This window comes from Rhodococcus huquni, assembly GCF_055231055.1.
On sequence record NZ_JBUYWE010000003.1, the window covers coordinates 441,385 to 467,123 of the forward strand.

At 65.2% G+C, this 25,739-nt stretch carries 22 protein-coding genes and 1 pseudogene; 13 read left to right on the forward strand and 10 right to left on the reverse strand.

The window, feature by feature from the left end:
• Nucleotides 1–11: 11 nt before the first annotated feature.
• Nucleotides 12–101: pseudogene (locus ACZI8R_RS08605) on the forward strand (PLDc N-terminal domain-containing protein); the annotation flags it as partial.
• Nucleotides 68–2,119 carry a prolyl oligopeptidase family serine peptidase gene (locus tag ACZI8R_RS08610; RefSeq protein ID WP_463379292.1) on the forward strand — a complete coding sequence of 684 codons (2,052 nt, stop codon included), beginning with the start codon at nucleotides 68–70 and terminating at the stop codon, nucleotides 2,117–2,119. The pseudogene ACZI8R_RS08605 and the gene ACZI8R_RS08610, both read left to right, overlap by 34 nt.
• Before the next feature lie 6 nt (nucleotides 2,120–2,125).
• On the opposite strand, the gene ACZI8R_RS08615 is transcribed toward ACZI8R_RS08610, so the two are convergent.
• From ACZI8R_RS08615 to ppk2, 3 genes are all read right to left on the reverse strand, one after another.
• Nucleotides 2,126–2,956: an alpha/beta hydrolase family protein gene (locus ACZI8R_RS08615; protein ID WP_463379156.1), complete on the reverse strand. Its 831-nt coding sequence runs from the start codon at nucleotides 2,954–2,956 to the stop codon at nucleotides 2,126–2,128.
• Between the two features lie 34 nt (nucleotides 2,957–2,990).
• Entirely contained in the window at nucleotides 2,991–4,019 is a 1,029-nt protein-coding gene (locus ACZI8R_RS08620) for an alpha/beta hydrolase (protein WP_463379157.1), read from the reverse strand.
• A 407-nt stretch (nucleotides 4,020–4,426) separates the two neighbouring features.
• Nucleotides 4,427–5,356, reverse strand: a complete 930-nt coding sequence (ppk2, locus tag ACZI8R_RS08625) for a polyphosphate kinase 2 (protein WP_463379158.1) — start codon at nucleotides 5,354–5,356, stop codon at nucleotides 4,427–4,429.
• A gap of 138 nt (nucleotides 5,357–5,494) precedes the next feature.
• On the opposite strand from ppk2, the gene ACZI8R_RS08630 reads away from it, so the two are divergent.
• Nucleotides 5,495–5,695, forward strand: a complete 201-nt coding sequence (locus ACZI8R_RS08630) for a PspC domain-containing protein (RefSeq protein WP_463379159.1) — start codon at nucleotides 5,495–5,497, stop codon at nucleotides 5,693–5,695.
• A 22-nt stretch (nucleotides 5,696–5,717) separates the two neighbouring features.
• Here the strand turns inward: ACZI8R_RS08630 and ACZI8R_RS08635 are convergent, their stop codons facing one another.
• The 4 genes from ACZI8R_RS08635 to ACZI8R_RS08650 form a co-directional block, all read right to left on the reverse strand.
• Entirely contained in the window at nucleotides 5,718–6,305 is a 588-nt protein-coding gene (locus ACZI8R_RS08635; RefSeq protein ID WP_463379160.1) for a class I SAM-dependent methyltransferase, read from the reverse strand.
• 405 nt (nucleotides 6,306–6,710) lie between these two features.
• Nucleotides 6,711–8,336, reverse strand: coding sequence for a chaperonin GroEL (gene groL / locus ACZI8R_RS08640; RefSeq protein ID WP_463379161.1), 1,626 nt, complete (start codon nucleotides 8,334–8,336; stop codon nucleotides 6,711–6,713).
• 272 nt (nucleotides 8,337–8,608) lie between these two features.
• Entirely contained in the window at nucleotides 8,609–9,106 is a 498-nt protein-coding gene (locus tag ACZI8R_RS08645; protein ID WP_463379293.1) for a DUF6764 family protein, read from the reverse strand.
• Between the two features lie 375 nt (nucleotides 9,107–9,481).
• Nucleotides 9,482–10,150: a TetR/AcrR family transcriptional regulator gene (locus ACZI8R_RS08650; RefSeq protein WP_463379162.1), complete on the reverse strand. Its 669-nt coding sequence runs from the start codon at nucleotides 10,148–10,150 to the stop codon at nucleotides 9,482–9,484.
• A 38-nt stretch (nucleotides 10,151–10,188) separates the two neighbouring features.
• On the opposite strand from ACZI8R_RS08650, the gene ACZI8R_RS08655 reads away from it, so the two are divergent.
• The 7 genes from ACZI8R_RS08655 (at nucleotide 10,189) to ACZI8R_RS08685 (ending at nucleotide 18,831) form a co-directional block, all read left to right on the forward strand.
• The gene (locus ACZI8R_RS08655) at nucleotides 10,189–11,709 is read left to right on the forward strand and encodes a flavin-containing monooxygenase (protein ID WP_463379163.1); all 1,521 of its coding nucleotides are present in this window, start codon (nucleotides 10,189–10,191) and stop codon (nucleotides 11,707–11,709) included.
• 21 nt (nucleotides 11,710–11,730) lie between these two features.
• Nucleotides 11,731–12,987, forward strand: coding sequence for an NAD(P)/FAD-dependent oxidoreductase (locus ACZI8R_RS08660; RefSeq protein WP_463379164.1), 1,257 nt, complete (start codon nucleotides 11,731–11,733; stop codon nucleotides 12,985–12,987).
• Between the two features lie 100 nt (nucleotides 12,988–13,087).
• On the forward strand, nucleotides 13,088–13,546 hold the full coding sequence (locus ACZI8R_RS08665; protein WP_463379165.1) for an SRPBCC family protein: 459 nt from the start codon (nucleotides 13,088–13,090) through the stop codon (nucleotides 13,544–13,546).
• Between the two features lie 117 nt (nucleotides 13,547–13,663).
• Nucleotides 13,664–14,377 (forward strand): phosphatidylserine decarboxylase, encoded by a 714-nt coding sequence (locus ACZI8R_RS08670; protein WP_463379166.1) that lies wholly within the window; start codon nucleotides 13,664–13,666, stop codon nucleotides 14,375–14,377.
• 8 nt (nucleotides 14,378–14,385) lie between these two features.
• Nucleotides 14,386–15,261: a CDP-diacylglycerol--serine O-phosphatidyltransferase gene (pssA, locus tag ACZI8R_RS08675; RefSeq protein ID WP_463379167.1), complete on the forward strand. Its 876-nt coding sequence runs from the start codon at nucleotides 14,386–14,388 to the stop codon at nucleotides 15,259–15,261.
• 104 nt (nucleotides 15,262–15,365) lie between these two features.
• Nucleotides 15,366–16,625, forward strand: a complete 1,260-nt coding sequence (locus ACZI8R_RS08680; protein WP_463379168.1) for an acyltransferase — start codon at nucleotides 15,366–15,368, stop codon at nucleotides 16,623–16,625.
• Nucleotides 16,626–16,635: 10 nt separating this feature from the next.
• Entirely contained in the window at nucleotides 16,636–18,831 is a 2,196-nt protein-coding gene (locus ACZI8R_RS08685; protein WP_463379169.1) for an AAA family ATPase, read from the forward strand.
• Here ACZI8R_RS08685 and ACZI8R_RS08690 read toward each other — a convergent pair.
• Complete coding sequence (locus ACZI8R_RS08690) at nucleotides 18,828–19,580, reverse strand: isocitrate lyase/PEP mutase family protein (protein WP_463379170.1); 753 nt, start codon at nucleotides 19,578–19,580, stop codon at nucleotides 18,828–18,830. The genes ACZI8R_RS08685 and ACZI8R_RS08690 overlap by 4 nt on opposite strands.
• Before the next feature lie 140 nt (nucleotides 19,581–19,720).
• On the opposite strand from ACZI8R_RS08690, the gene ACZI8R_RS08695 reads away from it, so the two are divergent.
• Nucleotides 19,721–21,139, forward strand: a complete 1,419-nt coding sequence (locus ACZI8R_RS08695; RefSeq protein ID WP_463379171.1) for a hypothetical protein — start codon at nucleotides 19,721–19,723, stop codon at nucleotides 21,137–21,139.
• Here the strand turns inward: ACZI8R_RS08695 and ACZI8R_RS08700 are convergent.
• Nucleotides 21,072–21,635: a winged helix-turn-helix domain-containing protein gene (locus tag ACZI8R_RS08700; protein ID WP_463379172.1), complete on the reverse strand. Its 564-nt coding sequence runs from the start codon at nucleotides 21,633–21,635 to the stop codon at nucleotides 21,072–21,074. The genes ACZI8R_RS08695 and ACZI8R_RS08700 overlap by 68 nt on opposite strands.
• Before the next feature lie 2 nt (nucleotides 21,636–21,637).
• The gene (locus ACZI8R_RS08705; protein WP_463379173.1) at nucleotides 21,638–22,048 is read right to left on the reverse strand and encodes an NUDIX hydrolase; all 411 of its coding nucleotides are present in this window, start codon (nucleotides 22,046–22,048) and stop codon (nucleotides 21,638–21,640) included.
• A gap of 246 nt (nucleotides 22,049–22,294) precedes the next feature.
• On the opposite strand from ACZI8R_RS08705, the gene ACZI8R_RS08710 reads away from it, so the two are divergent.
• A complete protein-coding gene (locus ACZI8R_RS08710) occupies nucleotides 22,295–25,126 on the forward strand; it encodes a Na+/H+ antiporter subunit A (protein WP_463379174.1) in 2,832 nt (943 codons plus the stop codon).
• The gene (locus ACZI8R_RS08715) at nucleotides 25,123–25,692 is read left to right on the forward strand and encodes a Na(+)/H(+) antiporter subunit C (RefSeq protein ID WP_463379175.1); all 570 of its coding nucleotides are present in this window, start codon (nucleotides 25,123–25,125) and stop codon (nucleotides 25,690–25,692) included. The genes ACZI8R_RS08710 and ACZI8R_RS08715 overlap by 4 nt, the downstream gene beginning before the upstream one ends.
• Nucleotides 25,693–25,739: the final 47 nt, after the last annotated feature.

Genomic DNA, 25,739 nt, shown 5'->3' on the forward strand with positions numbered 1-25,739 from the left:
GACGACGCTCGCGGAAGCGGGTGTGGTCGATCGCAGTCCTCGTCATTCCGATCGTCGGCGCAATCGTGTGGTTCACGGGCCCTGCAAGAATGGGCCCATGACCGACCCTTTCCTCTGGCTCGAAGACGTGACCGCAGACGCCTCCCTCGACTGGGTGCGTGAACGCAATGCCCGCACCATCGACGAGTACACGGAGAACACGCAGTTCTCGGAGCTCGAGGAGCGCGTCCTCGGCGTCCTCGACATGGACGCACGCATTCCCTACGCCGGGATCCGAGGCGAGTACCTCTACAACTTCTGGCGCGACTCCGATCATGTTCGCGGAATCTGGCGCCGCACCACCCGCGAGCAGTACCGGACGGAGAATCCCGAGTGGGACATCCTGCTCGACGTCGACGCGCTCGCCGACAGCGAGGACGAGAACTGGGTGTGGGCCGGCGCCGCCGTGCTCCGTCCTGCGCAGACACGCGCGCTCCTCGAATTCTCGCGCGGCGGTGCGGACGCCACCGTGGTCCGCGAGTTCGACCTCGAGACGCGCACGTTCGTCACCGGCCCGGCCGCGTTCGAGCTTCCCGAGGCCAAGAGCGGCATCAGCTGGATCGACGAGAACACCGTGTACGTCGGCACCGACTTCGGAGACGGGTCGATGACGGAGTCCGGCTACCCCCGCGTCGCGAAGCGGTGGACGCGCGGCACACCTCTCACCGATGCGGTCACCGTGTACGAGGGCGATGTGACCGATGTGTCGGCGGGCGCCTCGTACTCGGACGTGCCCGGTTTCGAACGACATTTCGTCAGCCGCTCCACCGACTTCTACAACAGCGAACGCTACGAACTCGATCCGGCGGACGGCTCCCTGACGAAGATCGAGGTGCCCGACGACGCGGGCATGTCCGTCCACCACGACTGGCTCACCGTTCGTCCGCGCTCCGACTGGGAGGTCGAGGGCAAGGTGCACCCCGCCGGATCGCTCCTGGTCACCGACTATCGCGACTTCCTGGCCGGAAAGCGCGATCTGACAGCCCTTTTCACGCCCGATGCTCACACTTCCCTCGAACAGGCCACGTGGACACAGAACTACCTGATGCTCGTGACCTTGCGCGACGTGCAGACGGACCTGCACGTCCTCACTCCGGGAGACGACGGGTGGACCACCTCACCCATTTCCGGAGTTCCACCCCTCACCAGCAGCGGGATCATCTCCACGGATTCACGCAACGGTGACGAGTTCTTCGTCAACTCCAGCGGATTCACCACTCCCGCCACTCTCCTGTACGGGGAGGTGGGTAGCGAACTCGAGGCAGTGAAGCAGGCGCCGTCGTTCTTCGATGCCGAGGGGATTTCCACCACCCAGCACTTCGCGACCTCGGACGACGGCACGAGAATCCCCTATTTCGTGGTCAAACGCGACGACATCGAGGGCCCGTGCCCCACTCTGCAGTACGGCTACGGCGGATTCGAGAACTCGATGGTCCCGTCGTACAGCGGCATCACCGGCCTCGGTTGGCTCGAACAGGGTGGCGCGTACGTCCTCGCGAACATCCGTGGTGGCGGCGAGTACGGCCCCGAGTGGCACACGAAGGCGATTCGGGAGAACCGCCACAAGGTGTACGAGGACTTCGCTGCGGTGGCGAGAGATGTGGTGCAGCGCGGGATCACGACTGCGGAGCAGCTCGGAATTCACGGCGGCAGCAACGGCGGACTCCTGATGGGCGTCATGCTCACCAGGTATCCCGAGCTGTTCGGCGCGATCGTCTGCGCGGTGCCGCTCCTCGACATGAAGCGGTATCACCTGCTGCTCGCGGGCGCTTCCTGGGTCGCCGAGTACGGAGACCCCGACAACCCGGACGACTGGGAATTCCTGGGCGCGTACTCGCCGTATCAGAACACCGACGAGGCGGCCGCCTACCCGCCGATTCTGATCACCACGTCGACCCGAGACGACCGCGTTCATCCCGGGCACGCTCGCAAGATGGCCGCGCTCCTGGAAGAGCAGGGTCACGAGGTCTGGTACTTCGAGAACATCGAAGGTGGTCACGGCGGCGCCGCAGACAACAGGCAGGCCGCCTTCAAGTCGGCACTGACCTACACGTTCCTCGGCCGACAGCTCGGGTTGTAACCGCAGTCAGCGGTCGTGGATCCACTCCGCAATCCGATCGACGGTTCCGGTCGGATTGCGGATCCACCCGTTGTGCCCGAGAGGTTGGGCCTGATGCCACATGGTGACGTCCGCAGCGGGCATCTTGCTCACGAGGTTCTTCGCCGACCCCCGCGGGGCCAGCTCGTCGCCCTCGATGGAGATCGACAGCACCGGCAGCTTCAGCCGGCCGATCCGCTCCTCGTAGTCGATGTCGGCGCCGGCAGGTTCGATCCGTCCGGAGCGCGCGAACCGTGACCAGTCGGAGATCAGTACCTTCGACTGCCTACCGAAGCCGCCGATGTCGAGTTTGCCGCCCGGCCAGAATCCGGCGACGTTCGCGGTCAGCGACATCGCGGCGCTGCCGAGAAGAAGACCCGGGGAGCCCATCCCCGAGAACCCTCGGTAGTAGGGCGATCCGGAGGCGACGAGTACGACACCGCCGAGACGTCCCCGGACTCGCGCCGCGTACATCACGCCGAGCTGTCCGCCCATGCTGTGCCCGAGCAGATAGGGAGTGGATGCCGGAAAATTCTCACGGACCACTTCGAATATCGCCGGGAAATCCACCGAGACCAGTTCGTGATAGCCGTACGTGCTCGACGAACTCGGACGGGGTCGGCTGTCACCCTGCCCACGAAGCTCGCCGATCGCCACATTGAATCCGTGTGAGCACAGGCTCTGCGCGAAGAGTTCGTAATAGCCCGCGGGAATACCGAGGCCGGGAAAGAGAACGACTACGGGCGCCTCGTCTCGACCGGAAAACAGTCGGACGGGCGTGGTCGTCCCGTCGGGCATCTGAATGGGTACGGTGTCCACCCTGTCAGCCTATGCCCGACGGAACGCCGAGTGATCAGATACCGAGCGTGCCGGCCAGCATCGGCCACGACTTGTGCAGGTCGTCCTCCCAGTACGGCCACGCGTGGGTGCCCTGCGGGCGGAAGTCGAAGGTCGCCGGAATCCCCAGCTCGCTCAGCTTCCCTGCGAGCGCGTGGGTGCACTGGTTGGTGGCCGCTTCGATCACGGTGCCGAGGATCATCTGGTTCGCGTAGATCTCGAGGTTTCCGTCCACCCCGGGGCCGTCGAGCCGATCGTGCGGGCCGGGCAGACCGGAACCGCTGCTGACGTAGATCTGCTTGCCACGCAGTTTCTCTGCGTTGACGGTCGGATCGTTCTCGATCCATGCCGGGTTGTCGTCCTCGCCCCACATGTTGGTCACGTCGGCGCCACCGCGCGACTCGACGACCACCTTCACGTAGGCGCGGCCCGGATCGGTGCTGGTCTGTGCGCAACCGCTGTATGCGGCAACGCCCTTGTAGAGGTCGGGAGCGGATTCCGCGAGCGAAAGCACGGAACCACCGGCCATCGAGATACCGGCGATGGAGTTCACGCCGTTGGTGCCGAGCGCCTGGTCGACGATGGACGGGACTTCCTTGGTCAGGAAGGTGGTCCACTTGTTGCGGCCCAGCTCAGGATCGTCCTGCAACCAGTCGGTGTAGTAGCTGAAGGCACCCTGCATCGGGGTGACGACGTTGACGTTCTTGTCCGCGAAGAAGTCGACGATGTCCGTCTTGCGCTGCCAGGTGGCTGAATCCTCGCCGCCACCTGCGCCGTTGAGGAGGTAGAGGGTGGGACGCGGAGCACTGTCGTCGGCCGGCGTGATGACACGCAACGGGATGTTCTTGTCCATCGATGCCGAGTAGACCTGCAGCGTCAGCTGACGGTCGTCGATCCGTTCGGTCCGCACCAGGTGCGACCCGGCGGCTTCGCCGTCGACCGGTGCGGGATCGGCAGTGGCAACCGCCGCAGTTCCGACACCGCTGACCATGAGTAGAACGGCGAAGACCGCGGCGAAACGCCCGCTAGCCAATCGGTTGACCATCGTGCTCCTTAGTGGATATTCCCGACATACCGGTCGATCCGGGGACCGGAAGCCACATTGTGTCATGCGGCACCCGATCCCCGGATCGAAAGGGTGAGGAAGTGGTACTTCCTCTGCGTGCTGAGTCTTACTCTGCCGAGCCGCTGAGGAGCGGGAGGAGGAGTTCGAGAATGCTGAGGATTTCGGAAGACATGGCTACCCCTTAGATGAGTGTCGATGATGTTTCGTGTTTCCCAGGACGGAAGACACACGGGTTTGTGACCCAGCGAAGAAAGTTGGCCCCCAAATAACCGAAACCGGGACCACTCCCCGCGCTTCTGTCCACTCTCACGAGCGACATCTGTATTTGTACCGTAATCAAACCGAGATTTGGTGAAGTTCGACAAAACTGTGTACGAAATTCGTGTTCACTCGGCGATTACCTCGGTTCCGCGACCGACGATGAGCGGATCCGGTGCCCCCACCACTTCCTCGTCCTTGTTGTCGTATTCGAACTTCGACAGCACGTACCGCATCGCGTTGATCCGCGCCCGCTTCTTGTCGTTGCTCTTGACCACCGTCCACGGCGCCATCTCGGTGTCCGTGTACCGGAACATGTCCTCCTTGGCGGCGGTGTACGAATCCCACTTGTCCAGCGAGGCGATGTCCATCGGCGACAGCTTCCACTGCCGTACCGGGTCGACCTGACGAATCGCGAACCTCGTGCGCTGTTCGAGGGGCGAGACGGAGAACCAGAACTTGATCAGATCGATGCCGTCGTCGACCAACATCTGCTCGAACAGCGGCGTCTGGTGAAGGAACGTGTCGTACTGCTTCGGCGAACAGAAGCCCATCACTCGCTCGACGCCGGCCCGGTTGTACCAGGAACGGTCGAACAGCACGATCTCCCCCGCTGCGGGGAGATGATCGACGTAACGCTGGAAGTACCACTGAGTCGACTCCCGAACGGAGGGCTTCTCGAGCGCCACGACCTGCGCGCCACGCGGATTCAAGTGCTCCGTGAACCGCTTGATCGTCCCGCCCTTCCCGGCCGCATCACGGCCCTCGAAGACAATCACCTGCCGACGCCCGGTGTTCTTGATCCAGTTCTGCAACTTGAGCAGCTCGATCTGAAGCAGACGCTTCTCCAACTCGTATTGCTCGCGCGTCATCCGCTCGTCGTACGGATACCCTTCACGCCACGTGTCGACGACGAGACCGCCGGGCTCCGTGAGAAGAACCGGATCGTCGTCGTCATCGTCGTCGACCAGGAACCCGGCAGTGTCCCTCAGGTCCACGGCTGTCGACAGGTCTGCGACGGCGCTCAGAAACACCGCGCGTTCTTCGATGTCGGTCATCTGCGAAAATCTAGCGACGGAACGTGTCGCCTCGGTGACGCAGCGGTGAACGGAGCCGAACCCGAAACCCGAAGTTCAGGGACGGAATCGGGGGTTACCCCGATGCGAACCGAGGCCCGCATCTTCGAGACTGTACTCATGACATTCGAAGAGAAAACCCCACGTCAGTTCACCCGCTCACGCGATCAGAAGATGCTCTCCGGAGTGTGCGGCGGGGTCGCCGAATACTTCGGCATCGATGCCAACCTGGTCCGCCTGGGCATGATCGTCGCAACCTTCGCGAGCGCCGGCACCGCCGTACTCGTATACCTCGCGGCGTGGATGATCATGCCCGAGTGACGTGCCTGTTCGGCCCGCACTGTCAGCGGAGGCGCTTCGCTCGCATCACGGTGTCGTGGGTGTGATGACTGCCCTCGGGCGGGGCATTGGTGCGACGGCGCGTCTCGTCCAGGTCGACGGTCCAGTCGTCGCCGAGCAACTCCGCGAAGTCGTGGGGCTGGCAGAAGTCCGCGGGATCGAACTGATCCCACTTCTCCCCTGTGAGCGCGTGACCGACGACGAGAAGCGTCCCGCCGGGAGCGACGCTGTCGATCAGCGCTCGGACGCCTCGGTTGTCGGGTGAGCGAAAGACCGGGAAGTACTGCAGCGAAACCAGATCGAACGACGAGGGCTCGAACGGATCGGCGACGGCATCCACCTGCACCCACTCGATCGCTTCACTGTCGCCGAGTGCAGCCGCGCGTTCGAGCGCCACGGGAGAGATGTCGGTCGCCACCACCGTCCAGCCGTTGTCCGCGAGCCAGCGGGCGTCTGCGCCCTCTCCGCATCCCACGTCCAGCGCGCGCCCCGGAGTCATCTCGGCCATTTCGAGGGTCAGTATCGGGTTGGGCAGATTGCTCCAGATCCGATCGCCGTCCCGGTACTTCCGATCCCAGAATTCTTGGTCCATGCCACCACCATGCACAGCGGCGAGCCCGCAAGGCAAAGTAGGTTGCCGAAACAGCAAACCGCCCGCATCCGGCTACCTGGAGCGGGACGCGGGCGGAGTGAACCTCGATATGTCAGCTGGCGGACTCGAGGAGGGGTGCGACGAGCTTGAACAGGTCGATCAAGTCGATGATGGTGCCGATGGAACCCATGAAAATCCTCCAACTGTCTTCGTCCGCATCCCGTTACATGCTGTGGCGAAACGTAACAGCGCCTAGGTAAGCGTTGGGTAGCCAGAAATGACGAGCAGATGAAGTGCCTGGTCGCCGTTCACTCTTCGTGATCGACGTCATGCCGGGGATACGGAAAAGCCCGGAACACCTGATCGGTGTTCCGGGCTTTCTGTTCCGTGAAGCCAGGGGGTGGACTAGAAGTCCATGCCGCCCATGCCGCCGGTCGGGTCGCCCATGGGCGCCCCGCCCTTCTCCGGCTTGTCGGCAACGACGGCCTCGGTGGTGAGGAACAGAGCCGCGATCGAGGCTGCGTTCTGCAGCGCCGAGCGGGTGACCTTGACCGGGTCGTTGATGCCGGCTTCGAGGAGATCGCCGTACTCGTTGGTCGCGGCGTTCAGGCCGTGACCTGCAGGCAGGTTGCGGACCTTCTCTGCCACGACGCCGGGCTCGAGGCCGGCGTTGAAGGCGATCTGCTTGAGCGGTGCTTCGAGAGCGAAGCGCACGATGGCAGCACCGGTCGCCTCGTCACCCTCGAGCTTCAGAGCCTCGAGTGCGGGAGCCGCCTGCAGCAGAGCCACGCCACCACCGGCGACGATGCCCTCTTCGACAGCAGCCTTGGCGTTACGCACGGCATCTTCGATGCGGTGCTTGCGCTCCTTGAGCTCCACCTCGGTGGCAGCTCCGGCCTTGATGACTGCAACGCCGCCGGCCAGCTTGGCCAGGCGCTCCTGCAGCTTCTCGCGGTCGTAGTCGGAGTCGCTGTTCTCGATCTCGGCGCGGATCTGGCTGACGCGACCGGCGATGGAGTCGGAGTCGCCCGAGCCCTCGACGATGGTGGTCTCGTCCTTGGTGATGACGATCTTGCGTGCCTGACCGAGCAGCTCGAGTCCGGCGGTCTCCAAGGAGAGGCCGACCTCTTCGCTGATGACCTCGCCACCGGTGAGGATGGCGATGTCGGCGAGCTGAGCCTTGCGACGGTCACCGAAGCCGGGAGCCTTGACGGCAACCGACTTGAAGGTGCCCTTGAGCTTGTTGACGACCAGGGTCGACAGAGCCTCGCCCTCGACGTCCTCGGCGATGATGGCCAGCGGCTTGCCGGACTGGATGACCTTCTCCAGCAGCGGAAGCAGGTCCTTGACCGTCGAGATCTTGGAGCTCACGAGGAGGATGTACGGATCCTCGAGAACTGCTTCCTGACGCTCTGCATCGGTGGCGAAGTACGCCGAGATGTAGCCCTTGTCGAAGCGCATGCCCTCGGTGAGCTCGAGCTGCAGGCCGAAGGTGTTGGACTCCTCGACCGTGATGACGCCTTCCTTGCCGACCTTGTCCATGGCTTCGGCGATGAGCTCACCGATGGACGGGTCGCCGGCGGAGATACCAGCGGTAGCAGCGATCTGCTCCTTGGTGTCGATCTCCTTGGCGGTCTCGAGCAGGCTTGCAGTGACGGCCTCGACGGCCTTCTCGATGCCACGCTTCAGGCCGAGCGGGTTGGCGCCGGCTGCGACGTTGCGCAGACCTTCACGAACCAGAGCCTGAGCGAGGACGGTAGCTGTGGTGGTGCCGTCGCCAGCGACGTCGTCCGTCTTCTTGGCGACCTCCTTGACGAGCTCGGCACCGATCTTCTCGTAGGGGTCCTCGAGCTCGATCTCCTTGGCGATGGACACACCATCGTTGGTGATCGTGGGAGCGCCCCACTTCTTCTCGAGCACGACGTTGCGACCCTTGGGGCCCAACGTCACCTTGACTGCGTCGGCGAGGCTGTTGAGGCCACGCTCGAGGCCGCGACGGGCCTCTTCGTCGAACGCGATGATCTTGGCCATTGCGAAGTGATCCTCCGGATTGGGGGTGACACACAAGGCGACCACGTGCCGGGTCGCCTCATTAACGCCTTTGGCCGAGCTCGGTGCCCGCGACGGACGACCAGGGGTGTCGATGAATCCCAGTCTCACCGTCCCGACCTGGCACTCACGGTTCGCGAGTGCCAACTGCATTTTTAGCACTCACAGGTGCCGAGTGCAAGGTCGAAAGGGGCGCTCCGCGCCCTGTGAGTGGTCGACGGGTCCAGAGACTCGTCAACCACTCACGGGGTGGGTCAGCGCATGAAGCAGGACTGGCCCGTGTTCACGTTGATTGCGAAGGAGAGTGCACCCATGCAGTCGACACCGTTGGCGTCGGCGGTCGCGCCCGAGCCGTAGCCGGCGATCGCGACGTTGGTGGTGCCCTCGCCGGCTCCCGCACGCGCGATGCCGCCGCCGACAGTCACCGCGTAGGCCTGTCCGTTGCCCTCGGTGGCGCCGAGCGACGTGCCGAAGCCGGTGGCGTACGTGGTGGTGGCGCCTGCACCCTTCGCCGTACTCACCGCGGTTCCGCTGTCCATCGCGCCGGCCCGCGCCATACCGTTCTCGGTGGCCGTTGCGCCACAGCTGGCCGTATCCGACACCTGAATGTCGTTTGCGGACGGCGGCGAGACGCACTGCACCGGAGCTGCCGACGCAACGCCGGAGCCTGCGAACGAAACGCCTGCTGCGACACCGACACCCACGGCCACCGCTGCGCCCGCCCGTACCAATCGACGGCCGAACCCGGACATCGATCGCGAACGGGACAACAAGGACGAAGACGCGGCGGAGGGGAAAACAGAGGGCATGGATGCTCCTTCTGGAACAGAGAAACTGACGGATTCCGCCGCGACAGTACCCGCCGTAGACGTGAGCTGCCGCACACCACCCTCCAACACGTCCGCGGACCAGGCGGAAACCCCGAAATCGAGTCCGGAACGTAATCTTGCGGGGCTCACGCTCCGCGATCGCCACTATCCGTCGAGGCCCGACAGATGCAGTTCCTCGGCAACCACCAGATCGACTTCCGCGCTGGTCAGGACGCCCAGAAGATGTGTGGAGAGCATTGCCCTCACCTCCGATTTCGTCCCCTACTGATACGACGAATCGGAGTGCCGGAAATCGACCTACTGCGCGGACCGAATTCCGTCGAACATCAGACTGCGGATCGCGACGGCGACGGAATCGACGTCCTCTTTGCCGTGCCCGCGGAGACTGTGAACCACGGCCGCGAGGATCATTCCGTTGATCGCTTCCGCTGTTCCGGCGACGTCGAGGTCTGCGCGTAGGTAGCCCTGTTCGACGCCGTGTTGCAGATATCCGCGGGTGAGTCCGGCCGCGGTGTCGAGCAGGCCGAAGAGGCGCTGAGTGAGGTCCGCGTCGACTCCCGTCGCCTCGAACAGCAGTAGGCGCGGAATGCGCGGGTCGTCCAGCAGTATTCCGGTCAAGGCAACGGATATCCGCTCGACCTGCTGCCGGTACTCGTCGAGCGTCTCCGCGGCTTCCGGCGCGTTCTCGATGGTCAACGAGCCGACGATCCGGGCGACGAGGTCGTCCAGGACGTGGTCGATGATGTCGCGCTTGTTCTCGAAGTAGCGATAGAACGTCCCGTGTCCGATACCCAACCGCGCGGCGATGTCCGCGATCCCGGTGGCGTGATAGCCACGTTCCGCGAAGCAGGCGAACGACGCATCGATGATGTCTTTGCGCAGCTCTGCGCGTTTACGTTCGGCTCTGGACAGGGTATTAGTCACGAGAGTGATGATACGGTTCTCAGAAGCGGAATGATGTGTCATTCTCTGATACAAGATTCCGACAACGAGGAGGTCTTCACGTGCCACCGCAGTACGACGCCGTGATCGTCGGTGCAGGGTTCGGTGGCATGGGCGCCGCCATCGCTCTCGACCGACTCGGCACGAGCAATTTCCTGATACTCGATCGAGAAGACGACCTGGGCGGGACATGGCACGTCAACCGCTACCCCGGCCTGGCGGTCGACATCGCCTCGGTGACCTACTCGTACTCGTTCGAGCCCAATCCGTACTGGTCTCGCCTGTTCGCGCCCGGAGAGGAACTGTCTCGTTATGCCCACCACATCGCCGACAAATACGACCTGCGCCGTCGCATGCGATTCGACACGGTGGTCGAGGGGGCAGTGTGGAACGAGGACGAGCGGCACTGGACGGTGTCGATCGCGGGCGCCGAGCCGATCACGACGCGCTGGCTGCTGACAGCGACCGGATTCCTCTCTCAGCCTCACGCACCGGACATCCCGGGAATCGATACGTTCGCCGGCGACGTCGTACACACCACCGCGTGGGATCCCGAGTTCCGGGCCGACGGCCGCAAGGTGGGCATCATCGGCACCGGCGCCACCGCCGTTCAACTCGTGCCCGAACTCGCGAAGCGCGCGGGGGAACTCACCGTCTACCAGCGAACGCCCATCTGGATCGTGCCCAAGCTCGACCTCCCGATTCCGGCCGCAGTCCAGCGTCTTTTCGCCCGCGTCCCCTTCACGCAACGGGTGGCGCGCGCGGTCAGCACCAGCATCCTCGAGGCGATCATGGTGAGCGCGGTGCTGCACTACCGGCAGGCGAAGTTCCTCAACAAGGGCGCTGCGCTGGCGGCCCGCGCACACCTGCGCTTGCAGGTCCGTTCGTCGAAACTGCGCCGCCGACTCACCCCCGACTACGACTTCGGGTGTAAGCGCCCCACCTTCTCCAACACCTACTTCCGGGTGTTCAACAAGCGCCACGTGCACCTCGAGACCAACTCGATCGATCACATCGAACCGGACGGAATCGTCACTACGGACGGCCACAAGACTCAGCTCGATTCCCTGGTTCTCGCCACCGGGTTCAACCTGTGGGACGTGAACTTCCCGGCAATCGACATCGTCGGACGCGAGGGGCGAAACCTCGGAAAGTGGTGGCGCGACAACCGCTTTCAGGCGTACGAGGGCGTCGCGGTTCCGTACTTCCCCAACTTCCTCACCCTGTCGAGTCCCTACTCGTACAGCGGCCTGTCCTACTTCACCACCGTGGAGTCTCAGATGAAGCACATGACGAGACTTTTCCGCGAGGCGCGCCGCCGCGGCAGCGACACCTTCGAAGTCACCGAACGCGCCAACACCGAATTCCTCGATCGGATGACCAGCAACCTCGACAACTCGGTGTTCTATCGCGGGAGCTGTGAGACCTCGCGCAGCTATTACTTCAACCAGCACGGCGAGGCCGCGATTCTGCGCCCGACCTCCACGATCAACGCCTTCCGCGAGGCAGGCAGCTTCCCCCTCGACGACTACGAATTCGCCACCGCGGACACCTCGTCCGGCGATTCCTGGACGCACCCGTAGCCGTGGGCAGATGATGGATGGATGGGTACGCGAAAGCCGCCCGAACGAGTCGTGATCGTCGGCGCCGGCATGGTCGGTTTGTCCACCGCTTGGTTCCTGCAGTCCAGGGCGGTTCACGTCACCGTCGTGGACCGCGACGGCGTCGCCGCGGACGCGTCGTGGGGCAACGCCGGCTGGGTCGCTCCCGCTCTGACGCTGCCGCTCCCGGAGCCTGCCGTGTTGAAGTACGGGCTGAAGGCGATGCTCGATCCCGCCTCACCCGTCTACGTGCCGTTCACGACCGACCCGAAGCTGCTCCGATTCCTGCTCGGGTTCGCGCGGCATTGCACCTCGTCCGCTTGGCGTGCCGCCATGGCTGTCTTCGCCGAGGTCAACCGCGACGCGATCGGCGCGTACGACGAACTCGCCGACGGTGGCGTGCGCGAACCCACCCGAGAGGCCGATCAATTCATCGCCGCCTTCACGTCGGACCGCGAACGCGAGACCCTGATCGACGAGTTTCGAAGCTCGGCCACAGCCGGCGCCGATGTCGAGTTCGACCGGCTCGACGAGGACGCCGTTCACTCTCTCGAACCGGCATTGGGCGACGGTGTGCGGTCGGGACTACGACTGCACCATCAACGTTTCATCGACCCGCCTCGATTCGTGGAATCACTGGCGCAGTCGGTTCGCGATCGCGGCGGCGACATCACCTCGGGTTTCGACGTCACCTCGATCGACGACACGGACCCCGACACCGTCCGGGTGTCGTCCGACGACGGCCGCTCGATCACCGCGGACGCCGTCGTGGTCGCGACCGGCGCTCGCCTGAACCGATTGACGCTGCCTTTCGGAGTCAAAGCGCTGGTCCAGGCCGGCCGCGGCTACAGCTTCACCGTTCTTCCACAGGACATGCCCAAGAGCCCGGTGTACCTACCCGCACAACGCGTGGCCTGCACACCACTTCACGACCGTTTTCGGGTGGCCGGAATGATGGAGTTCCGCAGCCCGGACGCACCGTTGGATCCGCGCAGAATCAAGGCCATCGTCGACGCTGCGGCCCCGATGCTGCGTGGCATCGACTGGGAGGCACGCAAAGAAGAATGGGTCGGTTCGCGTCCGTGCACCACGGACGGCCTGCCGCTCGTCGGCGGGACGAAGTCACCGCGAGTGCACGTCGCGGGTGGTCACGGCATGTGGGGAATCGCCCTCGGGCCACTCACCGGCCGAATGCTCGCCGCCTCCGTCACCGGCGATGCGGTCCCGGACGTGATGCGCCACTTCGATCCGCTTCGCTGATGTCGCCCGGATCCGACCGAGGAGCGATCCGCATTTCGTGTACACACTCGTCGATAGACTCTGCCCGACTCGCACACCCACTCTCATCGGAGGAACCCCCGTGGCCCGCACTCTCGAAGCAACCATCGACATCGACGCCGCGCCCAAGGACGTGTGGGCGATCGTCTCCGACCTGAAGCGCATGGGCGAGTGGAGCCCACAGTGCCGCAAGATGCGGGTACTCGGTGGAGCCGTGGGCGAGGGGACCAAGACGGTCAACCTCAACCGCAAGGGCATGCTCGTCTGGCCGACCACCTCCAAAGTCGTCCGATTCGTCCCGGACGAGGCGATCGCATTCCGCATCGTCGAGAACCGCACGATCTGGTCGTACGAACTCGAGCCGACCACGACCGGCACCCGCGTCGTCGAGCGCCGCGAAGCACCCAACGGCACGTCCAAGGTCTCGCAGACCCTCATCAAGGCGGTCCTCGGCGGAAGCGAGGACTTCGAGAAGGAGCTCGTCGAAGGCATGAACGCGACGCTCGGCCGCATCAAGTCCGAGGCCGAGAAGGCCCGGTGACACGCTGCGGGGTTTCGCGGAAGGGTGTCTGACACAGAGACGGCGGCGCCGCTCACGTAATCTGTGAGTGGCCCGATACCGGGCATGTTCGCCCCACCGTGACAGTTAGAGGAGCCCGTGGCACGTAAGCCGAAGCCCCCCGGAACCCCGCAGACCACTGGTGTCGGGCACGTCGTCGATCTCGTTCGCGCGGCGGTCCCACCACTGCACCCTGCCGGTCTTCCCTTCGTGCTGGCGCCTCTCGGTGTCGCGGCGCTCGGCCGAAAGAACAAGGTGATCAGGCGTGCCGGCCTGGTGTCGGCAGCTGCCTGCGCCACGTTCTTCCGTAACCCGCATCGGGTTCCGCCGAACCGTCCGGGCATCGCGGTCGCACCGGCAGACGGTGAGGTCGCCCTCGTCGACTCGGCGGTTCCGCCTGCAGAACTGAACATGGGCACGACACCCGTGCCCCGCGTCAGCATCTTCCTGTCCGTTCTGGACGTTCACGTCCAGCGCAGCCCTGTCGGTGGCACCGTGCGGCAGGTTGCCCACCGCCCCGGACAGTTCCTCTCCGCCGATCTCCCCGATGCGAGCGAGAAGAACGAACGCAACAGCATGCTCCTCGAGACCGGTGACGGTCACGAGGTCGCGGTGGTTCAGATCGCGGGGCTGCTCGCACGCCGCATCGTGTGCGATGCGAAAGTCGGCGACACACTTCCTGTCGGGGACACCTACGGCCTGATCCGTTTCGGCTCCCGCGTGGACACGTACTTCCCGGCAGGCACCACGCTGCTGGTCGAACGTGGTCAGCGCACCATCGGCGCCGAAACCGTAATCGCCCAGCTGCCGTGAGCCCGACAGTGAAACCACGGAAACAACGGCCGCAAGCCGTACGGCTGCTGCCCAGCGTCATCACCATCCTGGCGCTGTGCAGTGGACTCTCGGCAGTGAAGTTCGCGCTCGACGAGGATTACGGCCTCGCGCTCGCCATGATCGGCGCCGCGGCGGTTCTGGATTCACTCGACGGCCGGATCGCCCGCATGTTGGATGCGACGAGCAAGATCGGCGCCGAGTTGGACTCCCTCGCCGATGCGATCTCGTTCGGCGTCGCCCCCGCCCTGGTGCTGTACGTCGCTCTACTCGACGGCCAGAGCATCGGTTGGATCGTTGCCCTCGTCTACGCGGTCAGCATCGTGCTGCGTCTCGCGCGGTTCAACACCCTGCTGGACGACGACGACGAGCCCGGCTACGCCCGTGAGTACTTCGTCGGCGTACCCGCACCGGCGGGGGCGCTCGTTGCCCTCGTCCCTCTCGCCGCCACTGCCCAGTGGGGCGAAGGCTGGTGGCAGAACTACGTCCTCGTCGTGGCGTGGATGATCTTCGCGGCAGTCCTGATCGTGAGCCGTATTCCCACGTTGGCCATGAAGTCCGTGTCCGTACCGCCACGGATGGCAGCCGGACTGCTGGTGTTGGTCGCACTCGCCGCCGCTGCACTCGTCACGTACCCGTACATCCTTTTGATCGTGCTCGTGGCCGTGTACCTTGTCCACATTCCGTTCGCGGTTCACTCACAGCGCTGGGTGGCCGCCCGCCCAGAGACCTGGGACATCAAGCCGGCCGAGCGCCGAGCTATTCGTCGGCGACCGAATGTCGGCGGACAGGTGGGACGCCGTTCCGCCGCGCGCCTCGGTCTGAGGAGACCGGGCCCAGACAAAGGATCCACTACCGGCCGGTAACCGCGAGAGCTGGCTGTTTGGGGGTTCGGTAGCGATGTGTACTAACGTCTCCGCACATTCGCCAAGGTCAGCACGCATCCCCGACGTGTGGCCGGGAAGGTCCGATGTCGGTGCGTGAAGAGCAGGTTGCGGCCACCAGCCGCCCCGGGCAGGCTCGCCCCGAAACGGAGTCGGCCGGCCAACCCGCAGCTTCCGGCAAACGGAAGCGCAACTACAGCATCGACTTCATGCGGGTGTCGCTGTTCACGTGCGTCGTCATGGTGCACACGGTAGGCACGATCAATCTCGACGACGTCGTGCGTCGGATGTCGTTCCTTTCGATGCTCATCCATTTCACTCGCTACGGCTTCGTGTTCGTCACGCTCTTCGTGCTGTGCCTGAGCTACATGAAACGGGACTTGCAGCCGCTGACCTTCTGGCGGACACGTTTCAGCACGATCGTGCTGCCGTATCTCTTGTGGTCCGCGGTGTACGTCGTGGCGGACGCCTGGATGCTCTCCCCCGACGACATCCCCGGTATCGGTGAACTCGCCCGCAATGCCGGGATGGGCATCCTGCGCGGTGACGCCAAGTACCAGATGTACTTCTTGCTCATCTCGATGCAGATCTACCTGTTCTTCCCGTTGATCCGGCTACTGGTCCGCAAGACCGCCGGCCATCACGGCCTGTTGCTCGCCGGTGCGTTCGTGGTGCAGATGGGCACCTGGTGCGCGATCACGTTCACCGATCCACAGGGGCCCGTGCTGTCGGCCCTCGACGAGCACGCCTGGAAGACGCTCCCCACCTATGCCTTCTTCGCGGCGGCCGGGGCACTCGCGGCGTTCCACTTCGACAAGGTCGACGGCTGGTTCCGCTCACACATCCCGCAGGTGCTCGCGCTCGCCACGATCGGCGCCGCGTTCAGCATCGGCACGTACATGTACCTCACCGAACCGGGTGACGTGCCGGACATCGCCGTCTCCGCGGTCAACCCCGCTTCGCTGCCGTGGTTTCTCGCGTCCGTCGCGGTTCTCTATCTGATCGCGGCCGCCTGGAACGACCATCGCGGCGACGGATCAGGAGTGGTCGGCCGCATCGTCGACTTCGGATCCCACCGCGCGTTCGGCGTGTTCGCGGTACACCCGCTGGTGATCGATCTTCTGCACAAGGCCGGTCTCGCACGCTGGTTGTTCTCGGCCTTCCCCGAGTCGAGCACCACCCGGAGCATCATCCTCGTTCTGGCAGTCCTCGCCGTCTCACTCGTGTTCGTCGAGGTGTTGTTGCGAAGTCCGATCGCGAAGGTGACCGTCGCCCGCTCACGGATGAGCCTCGGATTGCCCCGCCGCAAGCGCACTGCGACCGACGAGGTGCGGACGGAAACGTAGTCTCGACTGCGTGACCACACCGGAACTGGCGCTCACCGTCCGACTCAACACCTCGGCCTCCGACACCCGCCGCGGTGTCGCCAGACTGCATCCGGAAGCACTCGCAGCACTCGGACTGCGCGAATGGGATGCGATCGCCCTGGTCGGAGCCCGTCGAACCGCGGCAGTCGCCGCTCTCGCACCGCCCAGCACTCCAACCGGGACGATCCTGCTCGACGATGTGACCCTGTCCAACGCCGGTCTCGCAGAGAACGCCACGATCGTCGCCACACCCGTCACCGTGTACGGGGCACGCTCGGTCACCGTCAGCGGTTCCACCATGGCCGTGCAGTCCATCTCCGAGACCACCCTTCGGCAGGCACTTCTGGGAAAGGTCGTGACCGTCGGCGACACCGTCTCGCTTCTGCCGCGCGACCTCGGCCCCGGGACCAGTACGGCGCCCGCATCGCAGGCCCTCTCCCGCACGTTCGGTGTCGCGTGGACCACCGAACTGCTCACCGTCACCGCCGCCGATCCGGGAGACGGACCGGTGAGTATCCAGCCCAACTCCGCGGTCACCTGGCGCGGCGGGCAGACCTCACCCGCACCCACGGCGGGACTGGCGAGCGGTCCGGACACTCGACCGGAAACCCCGATGGCAAAGGAACAGCCCGCCCCCGTCGTTCCGATCGACAACCTGCTCGGCGCTCGAAACCAGGCAGCGAAGCTCACCGAATGGCTCGGGCTCGCCCTCGACGAACCCGAGTTGCTGGCCAAGCTCGGCGCGTCCCCACACCTCGGCGTCCTGGTCACGGGACCCGCAGGCGTCGGCAAAGCCACCTTCGCCCGATCCGTCCTCGCCGGTCGCAGCGTCGTCGAAATCGACGGCCCTGGTGTCGGCGCGATCGAAGCGGACAGCCGGCTGAAGCGCGTCACGGCGGCCGTCGAGGAGGTGCGTGGCGGTGGAGTTCTGCTCATCACCGACGTCGATGCGCTGTTGCCGGAGACGACCGAGCCCGTCTCGGCTCTCATCGTCGAGCTTCTACGCAAGGCCGTCGAGACGACCGGGGTCGCGTTCGTCGCCACCACCGCCCACCCCGAAGCACTCGACACGCGGCTACGGGGCCCGGACCTCTGCGACCGCGAACTCACTCTGACTCTTCCGGACGGTGCCACCCGAAAAGCACTGCTCGAGCTGCTCTTGAAGAAGGTTCCCACCACCGACCTCGTCCTCGACGACATCGGTTCCAAGACCCCTGGTTTCGTCGTCGCGGATCTCGCCGCCCTGTGCCGTGAAGCCGCTCTCCGTGCGGCGTCGCGGGCCAGCAAGTCCACCGCAGAGCCGAGTCTCGAGCAAGCCGACCTCGTCGGCGCGCTCGAGGTGATTCGCCCACTTTCCCGGTCCGGCACCGAGGAACTCGCGATCGGCACCGTCACCCTCGACGACGTCGGCGACATGGTCGAGGTGAAGCAGGCGCTCACCGAGGCCGTGCTGTGGCCACTGCAGCACCCGGATTCGTTCGCCCGGCTCGGAGTAGACCCCCCGCGCGGCGTACTCCTGTACGGGCCGCCCGGGTGCGGCAAGACGTATCTCGTGCGCGCTCTGGCCAGCTCCGGGCACCTCAGCGTCCACGCGGTGAAGGGCGCGGAACTGATGGACAAATGGGTGGGCGCCTCCGAGAAGGCCGTCCGCGAACTCTTTCAACGAGCGCGAGACTCCGCACCATCGCTGATCTTCCTGGACGAGGTGGACGCACTGGCACCCCGCAGAGGGCAAAGCTCCGACTCCGGTGTCGGCGACCGCGTCGTGGCGGCGCTGCTGACCGAACTCGACGGTGTCGAACCACTGCGCGACGTCGTCGTCCTCGGTGCCACCAACCGTCCGGACCTGATCGATCCCGCCTTGCTGCGGCCCGGCCGGCTCGAGCGACTCGTGTTCGTGCCGCCGCCGGACGCCGAGGCCCGCACCGAGGTGCTGCGCGCCTCCGGCAAGTCGGTCCCCCTGGCGGAGGACGTCGACCTGGCCGATCTCGGAGCGGAGCTCGACGGGTACTCCGCGGCCGACTGCTCCGCGTTGCTGCGTGAGGCCGCTCTCGCCGCCATGCGTCGCAGCATCGACGCAGCCGACGTGACCGCCGAGGATGTCGCCGCCGCCCGCGAAAAGGTGCGCCCCTCGCTCGACCCCGAGCAGGTGGCGCACCTTCAGGCGTACGCGGACGGGCGTTAACGCCAGCGACCGAGCAGTTCCTGAGCTTTCGCGGACAGCACTGCCTGGAAGAAGGGGCCGAAGCTGATTCGACCGACGCCGAGGGGACCGAAGATCGTGAGGTCGTCCTGGTCCGGCAGCGCGATGGCGTTGACGGGGAGCGGAAGCTCGGACGTCAGACGCCGCAACGTCTCGTCGTCGTGGCGGCCGACCGGGTACAGCACATCGGCGCCAGCATCCGCGGCCAGCTTCAACCGGGCGATCGCACGGTCCACCCGGTCCGAATCCTCGCCCACCTGCTTGACGAACAGGTCGGTACGGGCATTGACGACGACGTGAACGCCGGTGCCGTCGGCGGCGCTGCGCAGGCCCGCCACGAAATCCGCATGCTCCTGCGCCTCACGAAGCCGCCCGTTCTCGCTGTGCACGGTGTCCTCGATGTTGAGGCCCACGGCTCCAGCTCCCACGAGACCTTCGATGAGCCGGGCGGGTTCGAGTCCGTAACCGCCCTCGATGTCCACCGACACCGGCAGATCCACGGCGGCGGTGATCTGCGAAACCCGGTGCAGCAACTCGTCGAACGTGATGCCCTCGTTGTCCGGCTTGCCGATCGAATCGGAGACGGGATGGCTACCCACGGTGAGACCTTCGAACCCGATACCGGCGGCGAGGGTCGCGGACCAGCCGTCCCACACCGTCGGCAGCACCACCGGATTTCCCGGCTGATGAAGCGCCAGCAACGCAGTAGCCTGATCTTCGATCTTCGTCATTCGAATTCTCCTGACGTCGGTGAGGTCAACTAGCCTCGGGGTGTGAACGCATTCGGCACCGGCCAATCCATCGGCACCGACCATTGTCTGCCCATTCGGATCCGGTGCACAGACCGCCCCGCCTCAACGGCGCTCGCCTGATGCGTTCCGACGTGCGAAGCGCCCTCCCGAGTGTGCGACAAGCCGTGGCAGCCGGGGCGGCCGTCACAGCGGGAGCCCTGGCGGCCTTCGTGCTGACCAACCCACGTAGCAGGTCATGGGCGGTGTACGCATCCGACCGCGAGCTGGACCGGTGGTTGTCGAGCCAACCCACCGGGGTCGTCGTCGGTGTCGTGTTGGCCGTGATCACCGTTGCGGGCCTCCAACGTTCGGGTTCACGACGTGCCGCATGGGCGTTGTCCACCCTGTGCGTGATCGTCCTCGCGGGGGCACGGTGGATGGTCCCCGATGTCGGCGGCATAGACACACTCGTCGCGCTGCACTTCGGTAAGACGGCGGCGGCCGGTGTGCTGCTCGGCGCGAGTGTCGCGGCCGCATGGGGTTCACGACCGCTCCAGATCTCCTTGGTGCTGGGCGTTTCCGTCACGTATGTACTCGCCGGTGTCCAACCGCCCGCCCGTGGCGACTCGGAGTATCTCGAGCCCGCATCGCTCAGCACATCCGCGATCGGCGAGCCTTCGTGGATCCTCCTCGGCGCGGCATTCGTTCTCACCGCCGCGGCGGCGGTTCTCGCGAGAAAGCAGTATCGCGTACAGCGACTCGACCAATCCACGTTGTTGGTGGCGCTCGGCGGCTCGCTGGCCCTCGCACTCACCAATCGACTTCTGGGCGCCTGGATCGAGAATCAGGAATTCGGCAGCCAGTTTCGCGTCTGGTCGGTGGTCGCGGTGTCGGCGGCACTCGTGCTCGCCCTCACCGTCGTCATCGCACGCATGCTGCCCGGCATGGACGGCTCGTTCGTCCTCTCGACCACAGCAGTCGCGGCCGGTGCCATCACGGTGATCAACGACCTGCGTGCTCCGATGGTCTCCGTTCACCCCTGGATTGCTCTTGCGGTCGGGGTTGTGGCGGTCGCGTGCGGGATGCGTCTGCCGGTGCGGTTACCTGCTTCGAGAAGCCGAGCTTTCCAGGATCGACAGAGTCTCGTGGGTATCGCGGTGGTGGCGGTCGTTCCGCTCGTCTCCGTCGTCGCCCCCGAGTTCGGCAGCAACGGCACGCTTCTGATCGTCCGGCTCGCAGTCCTCGGGTTGGGGGTCGGCCTTGCGGTGGGCGGGTCCATTCCGGGGTCGGCACCCGCCGCAGCGCTGGGCCTGGCACTCCCGTTCGGATCGCTCGTGTTCGCCGCCGCCACCACCATTCCGCTCAGCAGAGCCGTGTCGATCGAGAATCTCGACTCGTCCGGCTCGAACCTGCCCGACCGTCTCGCCGGCGTCGCGATGTTCGTGACCGTGCTCGCCTGCGGGGCCGCCCTGGCACGGCACCGGTCCGCGGTCAGATCAGCTTCAGAAGAGCCACTCCACGAGGACTCAACCGATACCCCACCTCCAGAGACTCCGTGAGCCCCAGCTCCTTGAGCTTGCGGACCCGCAGTTTGAACGGTGCCCGGTTGGTGCCGAGTGCTCGCGCGAGGTCGGTGGAGACCACACCGGGGTTCCGACCGATCAGACGCAGGGTGTCCTCGGTCCAAGCTCCCCGCGCGTCCATCCGGGCGAATCTGCGCCGCAGATCGTCCACGTCGTCGGTCGTCAGGTCGTCCATCTGGCGAAGTGCGATCCGCGGATCGGCGCCGTCGAATCGAAGGGCTATCCGGTACAGCGTCGGACCGTGAGCCGTGCGATCGACGACGCCGTACAGCTCCTCGGACGACGAGAACCCTGCGTCCCTGGCGTCCGCATCGGAGATGGCGGTGACCTCGTCGACGGAATCGAATGCGATCACTCCGATCTTCGTCCGCTGGGTCGATCCCGCTTTCGCTCGCGGAGTACTCCATCGCCTGAAGGCCAGAGTGACGGCGCCGGACTTGATTCCGTCGAGAGTTCCGGCGGTGAAGATCATGATCAGTCCACCAGTCCGAGCGACTGCAGCCGCCGGAAGACCAACATCGACCCGGGTGCGACGTCCGGCATCCGTGAGTACTCGTCGACCGTGAAGTACCGGAGTTCCGCGATTTCACTCGTCGGCCGTGGCTCCGTGACGAGGTCCCCGGTGAAGCACGTCATGTGTAAATCGGTGCCCGCCGGGTGCCCGAACGCGGGAGCCTCGAAGATTCCGAGCTCGGCCACACTGTCGGGAACGATCTGCGCGTCGAGTTCTTCACGAATTTCCCGGTGCAGTGCGTCCTCCGGCGTTTCACCGGGATCGATCTTGCCGCCGGCCATGTAGAACGCGGACTTGCCGGCCGAGCGCGCTTGAAGCAGACGCCGGTCGCGTATGTACGCCAACGCTGCCGTACGGATCTCGGTGCTCACGCACTTCAACATAAAGCGTCGAAGGGGGTGGCGACGAGGTATCGCCGGGCGCGGCCGGGAAAAATCCGGGGACATATCACACCGCGGTCTCGTTCGCCCGAATTGCCGCGATTCACGGTAGCGAATAGTTACCCAGTACGATGGGTTTGTAGCCCTGGTCGCTAGCACCGCGAACGGTCTACATGCGTTTCGGTTCGTACCGTGCCGACACCCCGCCGCCCGCCGACACCACCGACGGAGTGCCTTTTGCTCGCGATCTTGATTGCCCATGCCGTTGCAGCAGTTTCGGCTCCGCTGTTCGTGCGCAATTTCGGTCGCAACGCTTTCTACCCGTTGGCCCTCGTTCCACTGGTGAGCCTCGGATGGGTCATCGCTCACTGGGGTGAAGAGGTTCGGCTTCACATCACGTGGGCGCCCGGCATGTCGATGGACATCGACCTGTGGTTCGACTCGCTGTCCGCCATCATGTCGGTCCTGGTGCTCGGTATCGGATCGCTCATCCTGATCTACTGCGCCCGGTACTTCACCGACGAAGAGCCGCGACTCGGAATATTCGCCGCCGAGATGGTCGCCTTCGCCGGAGCCATGTTCGGTCTGGTCGTCAGCGACAACCTGCTGATCCTCTACACGTTCTGGGAACTGACCACGGTCCTGTCGTTCCTGCTGGTCGGACACTACGCAGAGCGTGCATCGAGTCGACGCGCCGCCACCCAGGCCCTTCTCGTCACGACGGCGGGCGGACTCGCCATGCTCGTGGGCATCATCATTCTGGGCCAGGTGGGCGGCAGCTACCAGTTGTCGGAGCTGATCGAAGCGCCGCCGAGCGGCTGGCTCGTCGGCGTCGCGATCGTTCTGATTCTGGTGGGCGCACTGTCGAAGTCGGCGATCGTGCCGCTGCACTTCTGGCTGCCCGGCGCCATGGCCGCCCCCACTCCGGTGAGCGCGTATCTGCACGCCGCCGCAATGGTGAAGGCCGGTGTCTATCTGGTGGCGCGCCTCGCCCCGGGTTATGCAGATCAGGCCACGTGGCGCTACACCATCATCACCCTCGGGCTCGTCACCATGGTGCTGTCCGGTTGGCGCGCGATGCGGGCGTTCGACCTCAAACTCGTTCTCGCTTTCGGCACGGTCAGCCAGCTCGGCTTCATCATGGTGCTCGTCGGCATCGGTACCCGTGACGCCGCGCTCGCCGGCATGACGATGGTCGTCGCCCACGCCATGTTCAAGGCGACGCTGTTCATGGTGGTCGGCATCATCGACAAGACCACCGGTACTCGTGACATCCGCAAGCTCGCCCACCTGCGCCACAAGACGCCGCTTCTCGCGATCGTCGCGGCGATGGCCGCGGCGAGCATGGCGGGCATTCCCCCGTTCCTCGGTTTCATCGGCAAGGAAGCTGCACTCGACTCGGTGCTACACGCGCCGCCGCTCGACACCTGGGCGTCCATCACCACCGTGACCGTGATCGTCATCGGCTCGATCTTGACCCTCGCGTACAGCGTCCGATTCATGTGGGGAGCATTCGGTCGGAAGCAACTTCAGAGGCCGAGCCCTGCAGTGCGGAACATGAAGACGCCCGGCGGACTGTTTCTTGCGGCACCCACCTTGCTGGCGGTACTCGGCCTGGTCGCGGGCCTCGGAGCACCCCAGTTCGAGAAGCTGCTCACTCCGTACTCGACCACCCTGCCTGCGGGCGAGGGCACCGACTACCACCTCGCACTGTGGCACGGCGTCAACATCCCACTGATGCTGACTCTTGTCGTGTTCGCCGCAGGCACCGCGCTCTTCGTGGCTCAGAGAACCGTCGCGCGTCTGAAGTTCGAGCATCCACCCCTCGGCAACGCGGACCGGATGTACGACGCCACGTTGCGGGCCATGGACACCATCTCCATTCGTCTGACCGGCGCAACTCAACGCGGTTCGCTTCCGCTGACCCTGACCACCATCCTCACCACTCTGGTCGTGGTTCCGCTCGCGCTGCTGATCGTGGGCACCAAGACGAAGCCCGACCTACGAATCTGGGACTCCTCGCTGCAGATGACCATCGGCGTGATCATGGTGTGCACCGCCGTGGCCGCAGTGGTGATGCGAAATCGCCTGGCTGCCGTCATTCTCGTCGGACTCACCGGATACGGCTGCGGCGTTCTGTTCGCGCTGCACGGCGCACCGGATCTCGCGCTGACGCAATTCCTGGTCGAGACGCTGACACTCGTGGTGTTCGTTCTCGTGCTGCGCAAGCTGCCCGCCGAAGTCGACGAGTCGAAGGCCATCGGCTTCAACGTTCCGCGCGCCATCCTCGCCGTCGCCGTCGGCGTCACGATCACCACCATCGCTTCCTACGCGATCAATGCCAGGAACTCGATTCCGATCCATCTCCGCCTCCCCGATGCGGCGTACGACCTCGGCAACGGCAAGAACGTCGTCAACGTACTGCTGGTGGACATCCGCGCCTGGGACACACTGGGCGAGATCTCGGTGCTCCTCGTCGCAGCGACCGGTGTGGCCAGCCTGGTGTTCCGCAATCGACGGTTCGGCACGGCGCCCCGAGTCTCGGACGCCCCGTCGACGCCCGCCGAAGGGTCCGGTTCCGACACCACCACATGGCTTCTCGGCGGCGATCTGATCGATCCTCAGCACCGGTCACTGATCCTCGAGGTGACCACCCGGTTCCTGTTCCCGGTCATCATGGTCCTGTCCGTGTACTTCTTCTTCTCCGGGCACAACGCACCCGGCGGCGGCTTCGCGGGCGGACTCACGGCCGGCCTCGCGCTCGTGCTGCGCTACCTGGCGGGCGGACGATACGAGCTGGGTGAGACCGTGCCGATCGATGCGGGCAAGATCCTCGGCCTCGGTCTGACGTTGGCGGCGGGCACTGCCCTGGTCTCGTTGTTCCTCGGCGCCCCCGCGCTGTCGTCGGCGGTGTTCGAGGTGACCTTGCCGCTACTCGGCCACATCAAGATGGTCACGTCGCTGTTCTTCGATCTCGGTGTCTATCTGATCGTCGTGGGCCTGGTGCTCGATGTACTCCGCAGTCTGGGCGCCAGACTCGACGCACAGATCGAGGTGGGGCAGCGATGAGCGCGAACATCGGAATTCTGATCGTGGTCGGCGTCCTGATCTCGGCAGGTGTCTACCTTCTGATCGAACGCAGCATCACCCGCATGCTGCTCGGCCTGCTGCTCTTCGGCAACGGCGTCAATCTCCTCATCCTGACGTCGGGTGGGCAGGACGGAAACCCGCCGATCGTGGGCCGAGAATCGGTGCACGAATCGATGGCCGACCCGCTCGCCCAGGCGATGATCCTCACGGCCATCGTCATCACGATGGGTATCGCCAGCTTCGTGCTCGCGCTCGCCTACCGCTCGTTCAAGATCACCACCGCCGACGTCGTCCAGAACGACCCGGAGGACGCCAAGGTGCTGCGGCGGCGTTCTGCGGCAGAGGCTCCCGACCGCGACCGCTCCGACGACCCCGTCACCGGCGAGCCGAGCTTCAGTGGCGACGCCTTCGACAAGGACGGAAACCCCATCCCGATCGAAGAACTCGAGAACCTGGAAGACCTCGAAAGCTACGAGGACCTTCACGAAGGCGACTTCGACGACGATGACGACGACGAGACCACCGACGGGAAGGGAGACAAGTGACACTGACGAGTGGACTCATCACGGTCCTTGCTCCCCTGCCGGTCCTG

What these genes read in the sequence shown, in the direction of transcription:
- ACZI8R_RS08630 (WP_463379159.1), top strand. Translation starts at nt 5,495, where the DNA reads ATGACATTCGAAGAGAAAACCCCACGTCAGTTCACCCGCTCACGCGAT.
- ACZI8R_RS08635 (WP_463379160.1), bottom strand. Translation starts at nt 6,305, where the DNA reads ATGGACCAAGAATTCTGGGATCGGAAGTACCGGGACGGCGATCGGATC.
- groL (WP_463379161.1), bottom strand. Translation starts at nt 8,336, where the DNA reads ATGGCCAAGATCATCGCGTTCGACGAAGAGGCCCGTCGCGGCCTCGAG.
- ACZI8R_RS08645 (WP_463379293.1), bottom strand. Translation starts at nt 9,106, where the DNA reads ATGTCCGGGTTCGGCCGTCGATTGGTACGGGCGGGCGCAGCGGTGGCC.
- ACZI8R_RS08690 (WP_463379170.1), bottom strand. Translation starts at nt 19,580, where the DNA reads ATGACGAAGATCGAAGATCAGGCTACTGCGTTGCTGGCGCTTCATCAG.
- ACZI8R_RS08695 (WP_463379171.1), top strand. Translation starts at nt 19,721, where the DNA reads ATGCGTTCCGACGTGCGAAGCGCCCTCCCGAGTGTGCGACAAGCCGTG.
- ACZI8R_RS08620 (WP_463379157.1), bottom strand. Translation starts at nt 4,019, where the DNA reads ATGGTCAACCGATTGGCTAGCGGGCGTTTCGCCGCGGTCTTCGCCGTT.
- ACZI8R_RS08700 (WP_463379172.1), bottom strand. Translation starts at nt 21,635, where the DNA reads ATGATCTTCACCGCCGGAACTCTCGACGGAATCAAGTCCGGCGCCGTC.
- ACZI8R_RS08680 (WP_463379168.1), top strand. Translation starts at nt 15,366, where the DNA reads ATGTCGGTGCGTGAAGAGCAGGTTGCGGCCACCAGCCGCCCCGGGCAG.
- ACZI8R_RS08650 (WP_463379162.1), bottom strand. Translation starts at nt 10,150, where the DNA reads ATGACACATCATTCCGCTTCTGAGAACCGTATCATCACTCTCGTGACT.
- ppk2 (WP_463379158.1), bottom strand. Translation starts at nt 5,356, where the DNA reads ATGACCGACATCGAAGAACGCGCGGTGTTTCTGAGCGCCGTCGCAGAC.
- ACZI8R_RS08660 (WP_463379164.1), top strand. Translation starts at nt 11,731, where the DNA reads ATGGGTACGCGAAAGCCGCCCGAACGAGTCGTGATCGTCGGCGCCGGC.
- ACZI8R_RS08715 (WP_463379175.1), top strand. Translation starts at nt 25,123, where the DNA reads ATGAGCGCGAACATCGGAATTCTGATCGTGGTCGGCGTCCTGATCTCG.